We start from the raw sequence: 14,158 nt of genomic DNA, 5'->3' as shown, positions 1-14,158 counted from the left end.
TTGTCAAGGTTCCGCGGGCCTCTTGCCCGCCGCCGCCCTTCGCGAGCGGCGCAAGGAAATACTTTACTCGGTTCCGGAAGGCTTGTCAACAACTTTTTTCAAAATTTTTGAAAATTTGTTTTCAGCCGTGATTCGCAAAGAGAGAATCAGAACCGAGGAAAGTTTTGCGGCATCGGCCTTGCGGCCTTTGCTGCTCGCGCCTTCCTCAAGCGCGGGTTGAATATATTACACAGCTGCCGATGCTTGCGCAAGGGGTAATTTCAAAATTTTTGAAAAATTTTTAGCCCTGGCGATGCCGATGACCGTTGCCATGGCCCTTTCCATGCCCTCTTCCATTACTTTGACCTGCTGATTCTTCATCGTTCGTATCGCTGTCTTCATTGTTGTGGCAGGCGTCGATATGATCGCGCAACTGGCGCATGGTCATGGTGGAACAGTCTTCAAGGGTATATGAAGGGTCGAGCTCGATCAGCTCGCATGCCGCCCGATAGCGGCCAACGCCCATGCCCGCCGCCACCGCCTCGCTGCGAAGCGCGGCATCGGCTCGCTGGCATCGATGCCCGCACGCAGTCGCGGCCAACGCCGCATCGCTTTGCGCCACCAGCTCGTCCCCCAGACGATCGCTGTCGGATACGACATTGATGTCGACGAAGGCCTCTTCCTGTATATAGGGACCGAAGAGCGCACTGCCCATAAGCGCACCGATGGCGCTGGCATAAGGACGGTTCACCAGCGCAACCTCATCCAGCACGACGCGACCGTCGTCATTGAGGGGCTCGGCGGCAATGACAATACCAAGGGGGTTCACCGTGAGCTCGATAGAGGGATTCACATCGATATCCACATAGGCCGAAGGGATGCGGTACACACTGTAGGCGCCAAAGGCGGCCAGAACAAGCAGCAAACAGGCAGCCAGGGCGACAAACTGGCGGCGCGGACGGCGACGGGCGGCCCTCGCTTGGCGCGCCTTCCCCCAAGCATGCGCGTCCGCATGGCGCGCCTCGTCAATGGCGGCCAACGTGCGTGCTCGCACGGCATCGGGAAGATGCTGGGCATCGTAGGCCTCGCGCAGGCGCTGTTCCAGATCGATCACAGCAAGGCCTCCTTCAGCGTTTTCTTCCCTCGGGCGATCCAGGAATACACCGTGTTCACCGGCGCATCGAGCAGGACGGCGATCTCGGGAGCGGTGTACCCTTCGTACAAAGCAAGGTAGACCGGGGTGCGGGGCGGATCGTCGAGCGCTTCCATGGCATTGAGCACCTCGCGCACAGGCGAGTCGGGCTGCGTCGACGGATCGCAAGACGCAGGTGCAGCGGAAAGCGCTTCGTCGAGCGGGAGGTTCTTGCGCGCCGCAGCACGCTGCATGTCGCGGCACAGGTTCGTCGCCACGCGAATGAGCCACGCCTTCCGATGCTCGTCATCGTTGAAAAGGGCGTCGTCGGCGAGGGCGTATTTCATAAACGCGTTCTGGAAGGCGTCCTCGGCGTCGGGAGCGTGGCGTAGGGCCGTAAGGCAGACGCGCCAGACGGTATCGCCATGGCGCGCCATTGCCTGCTCTATGTCATCTGCTGGGCGCATTGCCGATGGGTGCATACCCTAGCGCATGCACCCATGGCCACGACCGTTGCCTCCGTGATGACGGCCCTGGCCCTGGGCTTGACCGGGGCAGTTGCCGTTGTCGTAGTTGTCGCAGACACCGTTTCCGTCGGCATCGGTGTAGCCGGGGCAGTTCGCTCCATTGCCCGTGCAGTTGTCGCAGATGCCGTCGCCATCAGCATCGGCAAAGCCCGGGCACGAGCCACTCTGGTAAGCATCACACACACCGTCGCCGTTCTCATCAATGAAATGGGGGCAACCGGCGCCGTTAGCATTGCAGTTGTCGCAGACGCCATCGCCGTCGACGTCGGCGTAGCCGGGGCAGGCGCCCCGCCGAACCTCCGGGTGATGGTATCCGCTCTGCGGCGCAGCATCGCGGCTGGCGTCAGCCTGAGCTGGGGCAGCCGCTTCCGGCGCGGGCGCAACCGCAGGCTCGGGAGCGGCCTTGGCCAGCGGGCTGGGCACTAGAGCGGCAAAAGCCACCGCGGGAATACACAGCGCCACGACCAGTGCGACCACGATGGCAAACGTCGATTTCCTCATAGCCGGGATCCTCCTCATGTCCTCTTCTGTCTCCACAACGATAAAACGATCCAGAGCCGTCGATCCTTGCAAGCAATTTCCAGATTGATGAAAAAAGCGCCGCGAGCGAGGCTGGCGGCGCTGTGCGTTCGGAACGCCGTGTTACACGAAGCGAACGAACTTCTTCTTCCCCACCTGCACCTCCGCGCCGGCAAGCACCGCCGGGGCCACGTTGTAGGACTTGGGAGCGAGCGCCTCGCCGTTCACCTTCACGCCGCCGCCGTCGATAAGGCGACGCGCCTCGGAGGCCGTGGCGGCCACGCCGGCATCCACGAGGATCTTCGCCACATACACCAGACCCTCCTCGTTGGGGGTGAGATCGGGAGCGAACGCGGGGGCATCAGCCGGGAAGCCGTGCTCCTTGAACTTCAGGTCGAAGTCGGCCTCGGCCTCTTCGGCAGCCACATCGTCGTGGTAGGCCGCCACGATGTTGCGGGCCAGGGCGCGCTTCACCTTGTTGGGATGCAACTCATCGGCGGCAAGGCCGGCCTCGATGGCGTCGATCTCGGACACCGCCTCGGTGGAGGCCAGGCGGTAGTACTTCACCATCAGCTCGTCGGGAATGGACATGACCTTCCCAAACATATCGGCAGCCGCATCGGTGAGCCCGATGTAGTTGCCGTAACTCTTCGACATCTTCTTCACGCCGTCAGTGCCCTCGAGCAAAGGCAGCGTGAGGCATACCTGGGGCTCCATGCCCATCTTCTCCATGAGCTCGCGGCCGGCGAGCAGATTGAACAGCTGGTCGGTGCCGCCCAGTTCCACATCGGCCTTGATGACCACCGAATCGTAGGCCTGCATGACCGGGTAGAGGAACTCGTGCAGGCTGATGGACTGACCCGACGTGTAGCGGTTGTGGAAATCGTCGCGCTCGAGGATGCGGGCCACGGTGAAGTTTGCCAACAGCTTCAGCAGCGACTCCATGTTCAGGTCGAGGATCCATTCCGAGTTGTAGCGCAGCACCGTCTTCTCAGGATCGAGGATTTTGAAGGCCTGATCCACGTAGGTCTGAGCGTTCTCTTGAATCTGCTCGCGCGACAGCTGCGGGCGCGTGGTGTTGCGGCCGGACGGATCGCCGATAAGCGCCGTGCCGTCGCCGATGATGAGCGTGACCTGGTGTCCCAGATCCTGGAACTGACGCAGCTTGCGCAAAGGCACCGCGTGGCCCAAGTGAATGTCGGGGGCGGTGGGGTCGACACCCAGCTTGGCGTTCAGCGGCACGCCGCGCTTGAGCTTTTCCAGCAGTGCCGCCTCGGGCACGATCTGCGCCGTACCGGACTGGATGATGTGCAATTGCTCTTCGGGGGTCAGCATGACGTACCTGCTTCTCTCGGTCTCGATGTTTCTTTCTTACTATATAAGTGTTGGAATTCTAGCACAGCGGCAATTCCCTAGGACACCCCTCGGTACAAATGGCCGCTGGTGGTGTTGGGCATCTTGGCGATGGCGTTGCCGTCGTTCTGGGCTACATGCAGGGCCCGGATGGCGCGGCCGACCGCGTGGGCCGTCTCCTCGGCGTTCATGAGCGTGGCATCGACCATATAGGCTGACACGCCGGCGGCCAGAAGCTCGGGCATAGACGAGGCTACGTCCAATTCCACGGAGTTGTACAGATGGCTGCGCCCAAAGCAGTCGGTGACCACCGGGAACTCGAAGCCCTTGCGGTCGCGCAGGTAGTGGGGGCTCTTGCGGCGCGGGCAGACGGCGCAATCCTCGTCGCAAGGACCCTGGCTCATGAGCATGCAGTGCTCGGTGACCATGAGTTCCTGGGCGCCGATGAGCAGCACGCCCAGCTCCACGGGAGCATCTTTCGACAACTCCTCGATTTGGCGCAAAGTAAGCTCGGGCGACAGCCACACGCGCTCGGCGCCGAAGTCGCGTACCGTGCGCAGCGACAACTCGTTGGTCACGGGCAGATGCGCCCCCACGCTGATGACGGCGTCTTCCTCGGCGGCACGTTCGAGGGAAGCCAGGCTCTCGGCCATGAGCGGCTTGCCCGCATCGACGTATTTCCACACGTCATAGGCCACGGCAGCCTCGCGGGACATGCCCGTCGCCTCGTGATCGACCACGGGCATGATGGGAATGCAGCCCTTGGGGTAGCCCGCCTGCTCGGCGGCAGCATTGCGCTGGCCCGCGATAACGGCCTCACCCCGGCGATAATTCAGAGCCGGCACGTAGATGATATGCGCGCCGGCCCGCTTGGCAGCCCGAGCGCAGGCAGGATTCGTCACCGTAACGGCCACGCGACAGCCAGCCGGATGAGCCGCGGGCAACGGCTCGCGCGCGGCCACGCGGGGCAGCGGACGCTCGATGGTGCCCGCGAGTATGAGAAGCTGCAGACAATCGAGGGCCTCCGCACGCGCATGATGGAGCTGGGAGAAGCCGATGCCCACGTTGTCGTCCATGTCGATAGTGAGGTTCACCAGCTGATAGGGGGTGTTGCCGAGACGGTCGATATGGGCTGCCACATCGTCGAAGGAAACGGCACGGGTGCGGGCCGCCTCGACGTCAAGGCCCTCCGCGATACCCAGAGGAGCACCGTCGGGGAAGGCGTCACCCAGCCGACGGGCGACGGCGAGGGAGGTACGCAGCTCGTCGGGAAGGGCGCCGCGAACCAGGTTGGGAAGATCCTTCGGCTCCGCGCCTGCGGCGCTCCGCTCAGGATGACATGGGGAGTCGTCCGCGTCGGCACCGGGGACGACATCCGGGGGAAGGAAGGCCGCCAGGACCTCCCCTTCCGTGGCGACGCGGAACTCGATGCTGAGCGGCTCGCCGATGTGCAGCGTGGCGGTGCCCACGATGGGCACGCGGGGCTCACGGGCGTCGTCCTCGAAGGCGGCCTCGGCGCTGCGCACGCGGAACACGCGGTCACCGGGCTTCACCATGCGCGTCTTGCCCTCGAGCGGCAAATGATAACGGCCCTTTTTGTCGGCGCGAACGGGTCCCAGCGTGAGCGTGCCGTTGCCCTTGCGCGTCCAGAACTCCAGCACGTCGCCCTCGGCCAGAACATGATCGCTCTTGAGAAAGGCAGCGTTGTCGCGCACCTCGTCCACCCGGCCGAGGAACAGGCCGCGGTTGTTCGGACGCTGGTAGCTCATAATGTCGTTGCCGCGCTTGCCGTCCAGATAGGCCGTGGTGAAGCCACGGGAGAATGCATCAGTCAGGCGATCGCGATCGGCATCGGTGATGGCAGAGGGCGCCGATGCCGCGGTTGAGGCGGGACGGCTAAAGCCGTCCCCTACGGAATCTGTCCCAGAGGTACAGGCGCATGCGGCGAGGGCGGCATCCAAGGCCTTGCGGTAGACGGATGTGACGGCATACACGTATTCGGGGGACTTCATGCGGCCCTCGATCTTCAGCGAGGCCACGCCGGCCTCCACCAGTTGGGGCACCATGTCCACCGTGCACAGATCCTGGGGCGACAGCAGATGGTCGCCCGGCGAGGGCAACTCCTTCTGCAGGGCCGCGTTCTTCAGTTCGTAGGGCAGACGACACGCCTGGGCGCACATGCCGCGATTGGCCGAGCGGCCACCGATCATGGAGGACATGAAGCACTGGCCCGAATAGCACACGCAAAGGGCCCCGTGGGCGAACACCTCCACCTCCATGCCCTCTTCCTCGGCTGCAACGCACAGAAGCGCCACCTCGGGCAGGGAGAGCTCGCGAGCGAGCGTGATGCGCTCGGCGCCCAGCCGAGCCGCAGCGCGCACGCCGGCCAGGTTGTGGGTGTTCATCTGGGTGGAAAGGTGCAGCGACGCCTCGGGCAACGTGCGCGTTATTTCCGCCGCGAGCCCGATGTCCTGCACGATGAAGCCATCGGCTCCGGCGCGATAGGCCTGGCGCACGCATTCCAACGCCTCGGCCACTTCCCCCGGAAGAATGACGGTATTCATGGTCACATAGATGGAAACACCACGCATATGAGCATATTCGCAGGCGCTCCGCAGCGTGTCGATGGTGAAGTTGTCAGCCCCGCGACGCGCATTGAACGACCCCAGGCCCAGGTACACCGCATCGGCACCGCCGGCCACCGCCGCATGGAGCGCCGCCTCGTTGCCAGCGGGAGCCAGCAGTTCTACTTTTCTCACTCTATCTCACTCCTCGTCACAGGTTCGCCCTGTCCTCACCGCAGGTTCGCCCAAGGAAGTCAGCGAGGGTCCGACAGGTGCCTGCATCTGTGCTGATGCGCGGCCGAGCGTACTTCGTACGTGAGGGCAAGCTTTGAAGCGCAGAGGCAGGTGCCTGTCGGACCCGCAGCATCAGCGTCATCGTCGTTGCGTCAGCAACGACGAAAGAAATTAGTCCTCGTTGAGCTTAAGGGCCTCTTCGTCGGCGGCTTTCAGCTGGTCGATGCCTTGGTTGTAGGCATCCTGCACGGCCTTGATGCGTTCATCGTAGGTGCTGTAGTCGAAGGGATGCTCCTCGGTGGCGGAACTGATCTCGGTATACAGATCGACGTAGTCGTTCAACGCGCCCTTCAAGGTGTTGCACCCGTCGACGTAGTTCTGCTGCAGGTCCTTCATGGCATCGGGCGTATCAATGGCAGCCAGGTCGTCAATGGCCGAAAAGGCATTGTCGGCCTGAGTGCGCATGGTGACGGCGTCGCCGCGGGCGACCGCATCGTCGAAGCTGGTCAGGCGCTCGTTCAGATCTTCCATAGCCAAGTTCACCTGGGTCATATAGGTGCGGTTTGCCTGCTGCTGATCGGTGGCGCCTGTGTTGGGCGACATGCAGCCGGCAAGCGCCCCCAACGCCAGGGCAGCGCCGCACACGACGGCAAGAAGACGAGTTCGCATGGTATGTTTCATCAGGTGCTCCCTTGTGGCGCGCGGCGCCGTCTCGTTGGTATCGCAAGGCCGGATTGCCCGGCAGTTCTTTCTGATACTGCATGATAGCAGCCCTTCCCTTCAGGGACGGGCTGCCGTCACGGTATCGCAATATTCACCACAGCTGAGGCGGCCTAGCCCTCGGTACTGCCACCCGAGCCATCGCCTCCGGAACCGTCTCCGCCGGTGTTTCCGCCCGAGCTGTCGCCTCCGGTGTTTCCGCCCGAGCTGTCGCCTCCGGTGTTCCCGCCCGAGCTGTCGCCACCGGTGTTTCCACCGGAGCTGTCGCCGCCCGAGCTTCCGGGGCTATCGCCACCCGAGCTTCCGCCCGAGTTCGGGCCGTTGCCCTCGCTGGCCGGGCCCGAGCCCTCACCATCGTCGCCCTCATCGTCATCGGAGGTGTCAGCAGCATCCAGCGGATCCTTCGAGGTGATGGCGGTGTCGTCCTTGTCCTTCTTGCGGGAATAGTACCCACCGATGTGGTTCTCTTCGTCGCGGTAGTCTTTCTTGTAGTCGGGCTTTTCCGCCTCGAAAAACTTCTCGGTGGCGTTCGCCGGTATCATGCGGTCGATGAAATCGGCGAACACGCTGGCCGCCGTTTCCGGCGCCCGCTTCGCCTTCGAGTAGTCGCTGCGGTCGCCTAGCCAGATGGCCACCGAGTATTGCGGGGTGACGCCACAGAACCAACTGTCCTTCTTGTCGTCGGTGGTTCCCGTTTTGCCGCCGGCCTCCTGGCCGTTGGCGGGCCGGGCCGCCTTGCCCGTGCCGTCATCGATGACCACTTCCAGGCAATCGATGGCGGCGCGCGCCTGCTCCTTCGAGAACACGCGCTCGCCCTGCGGCTCGGAGTTGTCCACGATCACGTTGCCGTTGCGGTCTTCGATCTTCACGATGCACTCGGCCTCGTAATGCACGCCGCCGTTGGCCACCGTGGCATAGGCCTCGGCCATTTCCAGCGGCGTCACCGAGGCGATGCCCAGGGTAAGGCCCGCCACCGAGGGCATGTCCGACGTGATGCCCATGGACTTCGCCGTCTCGATGACCTTGTCGACGCCCACCGACATCAAAAGGCGGATGAAGGCGGTGTTCGACGAAACGCCGAAGGCGCTTTTGATGGTGCGCGTGCCGTAGTCCTTCTTGTTCACGTTGTACACCGGCTCGCCGCCCACGAGCTCAACTTTGTAGCCGGCATCGATAAGCGTGTCGGGATCGATGCCCTCTTTCAGCGCCGCCATCAGCGTGAACAACTTGAACGCCGAACCGGCCTGACGACCTGAGCCGCCCTCGCCTGTGGCCATGTTCACCTGGGAGGTCTCGTAGTCGTGGCCGCCCACCATGGCGTCGATGTAGCCGTTCTCGGGGTTCACCACGGCCATGGACACCTCGAAGGGATCGCCCGCCTCCTCTTCCTTGGCGCGAGCCGCTTCCTCGGCGGCCTTCTGCGCGTCGATGTCGAGGGTGGTGTACACCTTCAGGCCGCCCTTGAACAGCTCGGAGGTGGAATAGGCGTACTTGCCGTCGGGGTTGGTCAGCTGGTTGCGCACGTAGCTGGTGAAGTAGGGGTAGGCCAGAATGCCCGTCATGGAGGGCTCGGACGGATTCAGCTCGATGGGCTCGGCCTTCACCGCGTCGGCCTCCTCCTTGGTGATCACCCCGTTGGACACCATGCGGTCGAGCACCGTGTTGCGGCGCTTCAGGCAGTTCTCCGGATAGTCGATGGGGTTGTTGTAGGTGGGCGACTGCGGAATGCCCACCAGCGTGGCGGCCTCGTTCAGCGTGAGATCCTTCGCGTCCTTGGAGTAGTAGCGCTCGGCGGCCGCCTCGATGCCGTAGGCGCCCGACCCGTAGTTAATGGTGTTCAGGTACATGAGGAGGATCTCGTCCTTCTCGTACTGCTCCTCCAGCTTCAGCGAGATGTACATCTCGCGAATCTTGCGCTTGAAGGAGATGTCGCGCATCTCGTCGGACAGGATGGTGTTACGCACGAACTGCTGGGTGATGGTGGAGGCGCCCTCCAGCGCACCGCCCATCAGGTTGTTCACCAGCGCGCGTGCCACACCCAGGTAGTCGACGCCGGCATGGCTGTAGAAACGCTCGTCCTCGGTGGCCACAGTGCCCCTCAGCACATATTCGCTCACCTGGTCCAGTGTGACCGGATCGCGGTTTTCCAGCTGGAACTCGGCCAGCAACGTGGTGCCGTCGGCGGCGTACACCATCGTCGGCTGGGCCGAGTTGTAGGCATCGGCGTTCTGATAGTCGGGCAGATCTTGCAGCCACGAGTTGCACAGGGTGATAACCCCGAACGCGCCGGCGGCAACACAGGCGACCAGCACCGACAGAATGCCGAGAACGACCGCCTTCTTATTCTTCGTCTTCGTGCCCTTACGGCCCTTGATTGCACGTGAACCCACGAAATACCTCCATCGTTATAGGTATTCGCCATTTTAGCATCGCAGGTATGCGCCCACAGGCTCAGCACATCCTCTCGGAAAAAAGCACAGAGGGGCTAGCACCGCGCCCGATCGGCGGCGAGCGCGGCCTGGGCCTCGGCCAGCTGGACGCGCACGGCGTCGTGACCGGTGCCGCCGTAGGTGGTGCGGGCGGCCACGATGGCGGGCAGGTTCAGGCACTCCACAATGTCGGATTCGAACAGATCGCTTTCCGCTTGGAAATCGGCGAGCGCGAGGTCTTCCAAGTCGCAGCCGCGCTGCTCGCACGTGAGCACCAGATGCCCCACCACCTCGTGCGCCCGGCGGAAGGGCAGCCCCTTCTTGGCCAGGTAGTCGGCCACATCGGTGGCCGCCAAGTAGCCCTTCTTCGCCTGGGCGGCCATGGCATCGGCGTTCACCGTCATGGTGGCGATCATACCGGCGGCGCACACGTAGCAGTCCTCCAGGGTGTCGGCGGCGTCCATGGCGCCCTGCTTGTCCTCCTGCAGGTCTTTGTTGTAGGCCAGAGGCAGCGACTTCAGCGTGACCATGAGAGCCACCAAGTCACCCACCACTCGGCCCGATTTGCCGCGGATGAGCTCGGCGAAGTCGGGGTTCTTCTTCTGCGGCATGATGGACGAGCCCGTGGCGTAAGCGTCCGACAGCGTGATGAAGCCGAACTCGGAGGTGGACCACAGGATAAGCTCCTCGCACAAACGCGACAGGTGCAGGCACGATACGCTGCAGGCGTAGATGAGATCGAGCAGAAAGTCGCGGTCGGACACGGCGTCGAGCGAATTGGAAATGGGATGGGCGAAGCCAAGGGCCTGGGCGGTGGCGAACCGGTCGAGCGGGTAGGTGGTGCCGGCCAGGGCCGCTGCCCCCAGCGGGCACGCGTCGGCGGCATCGCGGGCGGCGGCAAGGCGCTGGAAGTCGCGGGCGAGCATGTGCACATAGGCGAGCAGATGATGCGCAAGCAGCACCGGCTGGGCGTGCTGCAGGTGGGTGTAGCCTGGCAAAATCACGTCGAAGTGCTCCTCGGCCTGGGCCATAAGCGCCTCGCGCAGGGTCACGTTGGCGGCCATGAGGTCGGTCGCGCGCTGCTTCGCGTACAGGCGCGTGTCGGTGGCCACCTGATCGTTGCGCGACCGGCCCGTGTGCAGCCGCGCCCCGGCATCGCCGATGCGCGCCGTGAGCTCCGACTCGATGGCCATGTGGATGTCCTCGCTCTGCTGCACGTCGAAGGCAAGCGCGCCCGATTCAATGTCGGCCTTAATGGCGGCCAGGCCCTCGGCGATGGCCGCCGCGTCCTCGGCGCTGATGATGCCCTGGGCCGCGAGCATGCCCGCATGGGCCACCGAGCCGGCAATGTCCTGCGCGTAAAGCCGCGTATCGACGGGCAGCGACGCCCCAAACTGCTGCGTGAAGGCATCGGCGCCTTCGGTGAATCTTCCCGACCAGAGTGCCATGGTTGCTCCTTGTTGGTAGATACGGCCGCGTCTAGGCGACAGCGGCGCCGGCGTGCTCGATGATGTCCTCGGCCTCTTCCACCACGGCCTGGTAGGCGGCGTTGGTGGCATCCACATCGGCGAAGGCGGGCATGCGGGCGTCGTTGGCGAGCCGGTTTTCCGCCCACACCTTGCAGGACAGGCTGTGGATGTCGATGAAGCCCTTAGCCGCCGCGTGATCGAAGGCATCATCGGCGTCGTAGGTAGCCAGGCCAAAGTCGTAGAGCGAATAGACGCTCTTGCGGCCCACCACGGTGCAGCTGCCCTTGTACAGCTTCAGCTTCACCGTGCCCGTCACGCACTGCTGGGTGTGGGCGATGAAAGCGTCGAAAGCCTCCTTCAGCGGCGAGAACCACAGGCCGTTGTACACCGTCTCAGCCCAGGCCTGCTCGATAGTGAGCTTGTAGTGCAGCACGCTGCGCTCAAGGCACAGATCCTCCAGGGCCTTGTGAGCCTGGATGAGGGTGAGGGCCGCCGGCGCCTCGTAGCACTCGCGGCTCTTCACACCCACGAGCCGGTTCTCCACCATGTCGATGCGGCCGAAGCCGTTGCCGCCGGCAATGTCGTTCAAGGCGTAGATGATATCGAGGAAGGGCATCGTCTCGCCGTTCAGGGCGCAGGGCACGCCGGCCTCGAAGTCGATTTCCACGTAAGTGGGCGCGTCGGGCGCCTCGGTGGGATCCACGGTCATGGTGTAGATGTCCGCCGGCGGCTCGCACCAGGGGTCTTCCAGCACGCCGCACTCGATGGCCCGGCCCCACAGGTTATCGTCGATGGAATAGGGCGCCTCGGCCGTGGCTTTCACCGGCACATTGTGAGCCGCGGCCCAGGCTATCTCATCGGCCCGGCAGCCCAGATCCCAGTCGCGCACCGGCGAGAGGATCTGAAGCGCGGGATCCAACATGAGCACAGAGGATTCGAAACGCACCTGATCGTTGCCCTTGCCCGTGCAGCCGTGGGCCACGTACTTGGCCCCGAACTGATGGGCCACGGCCACGAGGTGCTTGGCGATGAGCGGGCGCGACAGGGCGCTCACGAGGGGATACTTGTTCTCGTACATGGCGTTGGCCGCGAGCGCGCAGGCAAGGTACTCGTCGGCGAAGGACTGTCTCATGTCCACCACCGCGCATCCGATGGCACCGGTAGCGAGCGCCTTGGCCTTCACGGCCTCCAGCCCGTCGTGCTCCTGGCCGAGATCGCCTACCACGGCGATGACGTCGAGGCCGTATTCCTCCTGGAGCCACTTGATGCACACCGACGTGTCCAGGCCGCCGGAATAGGCGAGCACCACCCGCTCCTTCTCGCCCGGCCCGGGCTGGGACGAAAGCTGCGGAGCAGCGTGGAGCGATGAGGCGACAGGGCTGGTTTGGGTGTTCTGGGTCATGATAGTGCCTTTCACGAAGGGGCGTTATGCCACGGATACGGAAATGCCCGGTTCGCAAAGGCGCGATTTAAGAAGAGCGGAATGTGAGCACCATAGCTGTTCTCGCGGGCCCGGACGGCCCGGATTCGGTCCGTCGGGAAAAGGAGACGGACCGCGGGGAGAACCCCCGCGCGTTCGTCTGCGTTACGCGCGTCGGCGTCGCAGACCGCAGCTACGTCGGCGTCGGTCGGCGATGGCCATGGTGAAGATGGGAGAGGGCGCGCACGGGGCAGCCGCGGCCAAGCCGACGGCGTTCGCGATATGTGCGGTTCCGTGCATCACGGGTGACTTCCTCTCGTTGCCGCCCGGCCGTCCGAGTTATGGGGCGCGATGCCCTCGGCCGATGCGTTGGCGGTATTATGCCCTGAATTGCTGAGCCGTCAACCCATATTTCGGAAATTTTTTCGGAAACGGTGGAATTTTCGTTGTGCAGAGCCCTGTGCACATGCACAAAATATGTGCTGATTTACCTGGGAAATTGCTCATGCAAAACCGAGGGCGCTACCTTGCTTTTGTGCAGCAGCGCCCTCGGATCTTGTTCTTTGTGCAGATTCTACAGCAACTCGCGCAGCTTCTCCACGAGCACGTCAACCTCGGCTTCGGTGCAGATGAGCGGCGGCAGGAAGCGCAGGGTATGAGGGCCCGTGGCGTTCAGCACAAGGCCCGCTTCCAAACCCGCGGCCACCACATCGGGCGCAGCTGGCGCCTCGTGGGTGAGGTCGATGCCGTTCATGAGGCCCAAGCCCCGTACCTCCTGCACATGAGGCAGGGTTGCCAGACGCTCGCGCATGTATTCGCCCACCTTCTGGATGCGCACGTCCTCGCCGGGGGCGAGCAGCGTGGTGAGCGTGGTGTGGGCGGCGGCCATGGCGATGTTCGAGCCGCCGAAGGTGGTGCCGTGGTCGCCCGGCGCGAAGGTATCGGCGATGGAGGCGCGCGCCGCGCAGGCGCCGGCCACGATGCCGGAGGCGATGCCCTTGGCCATGGTGACGATGTCGGGTTCAACGCCGAAGTTCTGGAAGCCGAAAGGCAGGCCCGTGCGGAAGATGCCGCTTTGCACCTCGTCGCAGATCATGAGCGCGCCGTGCTCAGCCGTAAGCCGGCGGATGGCGCCGATGAACTCCTCGGTGCACGGGTGCACGCCGCTCTCGCCCTGGATGCACTCGATCATCACCGCGCAGATGCGGTCGCCCTGGGTGGCGAACAGCTGCTCCAGGGCCTCCACGTCGTTGATGGGCGTGGCGGTGAAGCCAGCGGGCAGCGGCTGGAAGGCCTCCTGCTTGGCCGGCTGGGCCGTGGCGGCCAACGTCGCCAGCGTGCGGCCGTGGAAGCTCTTCGCCAGGGTGACGATGAGGCGCGGCGCCAGCTCCGGGTCGCGCCCGGCCGCCTCGGTGCGACGGCGAGCGTACAGCCGGGCCAGCTTGATGGCGCACTCGTTGGCCTCAGCGCCGGAGTTCGCGAAGAAGGTCTTCCACACCTCGGGGTGCTCGGCGTCAACCTCGGCGTTCAGCATGCTCGACAGCAGCTGGGCCACTTCCCCGCGGCGCTCGATATAGTAGTAGTTGCTCACGTGGATGAGCTTGGCGGCCTGGTCGCTCACGGCGGCCACAATGGCGGGATGGCAGTGGCCGAGGCTGCACACGCCGATGCCGGAGAGGAAGTCGAGGTATTCCTTGCCGGCATCGTCAATGAGCGTCATGCCGCGGCCTTCCACGAATTCCACGGGCTTGCGGGCGAACGTGCCCATGACGTACTGGGATTCCAGGGCCTGTTCTCGGGCGAGGGTCATGG

The 14,158-nt window shown here is 64.1% G+C and carries 11 protein-coding genes; 1 reads left to right on the top strand and 10 read right to left on the bottom strand.

All coding sequences use genetic code 11. From position 1 onward, the window contains the following. A partial coding sequence (locus tag VIN30_RS03205; RefSeq protein WP_338209248.1) for a hypothetical protein occupies positions 1–220 on the top strand: 220 nt, incomplete at its 5' end. 60 nt (positions 221–280) lie between these two features. Here the strand turns inward: VIN30_RS03205 and VIN30_RS03200 are convergent. From VIN30_RS03200 to VIN30_RS03155, 10 genes are all read right to left on the bottom strand, one after another. Then, positions 281–1,093 carry an anti-sigma-I factor RsgI family protein gene (locus VIN30_RS03200; RefSeq protein WP_338209246.1) on the bottom strand — a complete coding sequence of 271 codons (813 nt, stop codon included), beginning with the start codon at positions 1,091–1,093 and terminating at the stop codon, positions 281–283. Then, a complete protein-coding gene (locus VIN30_RS03195) occupies positions 1,090–1,578 on the bottom strand; it encodes an RNA polymerase sigma factor (protein WP_338209244.1) in 489 nt (162 codons plus the stop codon). Before VIN30_RS03195 ends, VIN30_RS03200 begins: the two co-directional genes overlap by 4 nt. An 18-nt stretch (positions 1,579–1,596) precedes the next feature. Further along, on the bottom strand, positions 1,597–2,139 hold the full coding sequence (locus VIN30_RS03190) for a hypothetical protein (protein ID WP_338209242.1): 543 nt from the start codon (positions 2,137–2,139) through the stop codon (positions 1,597–1,599). A 141-nt stretch (positions 2,140–2,280) separates the two neighbouring features. Beyond that, positions 2,281–3,492, bottom strand: a complete 1,212-nt coding sequence (tyrS, locus tag VIN30_RS03185; protein ID WP_338209240.1) for a tyrosine--tRNA ligase — start codon at positions 3,490–3,492, stop codon at positions 2,281–2,283. 77 nt (positions 3,493–3,569) lie between these two features. After that, the gene (locus tag VIN30_RS03180; RefSeq protein ID WP_338209238.1) at positions 3,570–6,269 is read right to left on the bottom strand and encodes a U32 family peptidase; all 2,700 of its coding nucleotides are present in this window, start codon (positions 6,267–6,269) and stop codon (positions 3,570–3,572) included. Positions 6,270–6,479: 210 nt separating this feature from the next. Further along, on the bottom strand, positions 6,480–6,977 hold the full coding sequence (locus VIN30_RS03175; protein WP_338209236.1) for a hypothetical protein: 498 nt from the start codon (positions 6,975–6,977) through the stop codon (positions 6,480–6,482). Between the two features lie 164 nt (positions 6,978–7,141). Then, a complete protein-coding gene (locus tag VIN30_RS03170) occupies positions 7,142–9,418 on the bottom strand; it encodes a transglycosylase domain-containing protein (RefSeq protein ID WP_338209234.1) in 2,277 nt (758 codons plus the stop codon). A 95-nt stretch (positions 9,419–9,513) separates the two neighbouring features. Next, entirely contained in the window at positions 9,514–10,905 is a 1,392-nt protein-coding gene (gene argH / locus VIN30_RS03165) for an argininosuccinate lyase (RefSeq protein ID WP_338209232.1), read from the bottom strand. Between the two features lie 31 nt (positions 10,906–10,936). Then, positions 10,937–12,328: an argininosuccinate synthase gene (locus tag VIN30_RS03160; RefSeq protein ID WP_338209230.1), complete on the bottom strand. Its 1,392-nt coding sequence runs from the start codon at positions 12,326–12,328 to the stop codon at positions 10,937–10,939. 592 nt (positions 12,329–12,920) lie between these two features. Further along, positions 12,921–14,156: an acetylornithine/succinylornithine family transaminase gene (locus VIN30_RS03155; protein WP_338209228.1), complete on the bottom strand. Its 1,236-nt coding sequence runs from the start codon at positions 14,154–14,156 to the stop codon at positions 12,921–12,923. Positions 14,157–14,158 lie beyond the last annotated feature (2 nt).

It is taken from the genome of Adlercreutzia wanghongyangiae (assembly GCF_035989245.1).
GTDB lineage: Bacteria > Actinomycetota > Coriobacteriia > Coriobacteriales > Eggerthellaceae > Adlercreutzia > Adlercreutzia wanghongyangiae.
This window is presented reverse-complemented; position numbering and strand designations above follow the sequence as displayed.

Excerpts from the sequence above, each read along its gene's own strand:
- VIN30_RS03195 (WP_338209244.1), bottom strand. The coding sequence starts at position 1,578 with ATGCGCCCAGCAGATGACATAGAGCAGGCAATGGCGCGCCATGGCGAT.
- VIN30_RS03190 (WP_338209242.1), bottom strand. The coding sequence starts at position 2,139 with ATGAGGAAATCGACGTTTGCCATCGTGGTCGCACTGGTCGTGGCGCTG.
- tyrS (WP_338209240.1), bottom strand. The coding sequence starts at position 3,492 with ATGCTGACCCCCGAAGAGCAATTGCACATCATCCAGTCCGGTACGGCG.
- VIN30_RS03175 (WP_338209236.1), bottom strand. The coding sequence starts at position 6,977 with ATGCGAACTCGTCTTCTTGCCGTCGTGTGCGGCGCTGCCCTGGCGTTG.
- argH (WP_338209232.1), bottom strand. The coding sequence starts at position 10,905 with ATGGCACTCTGGTCGGGAAGATTCACCGAAGGCGCCGATGCCTTCACG.
- VIN30_RS03160 (WP_338209230.1), bottom strand. The coding sequence starts at position 12,328 with ATGACCCAGAACACCCAAACCAGCCCTGTCGCCTCATCGCTCCACGCT.
- VIN30_RS03155 (WP_338209228.1), bottom strand. The coding sequence starts at position 14,156 with ATGACCCTCGCCCGAGAACAGGCCCTGGAATCCCAGTACGTCATGGGC.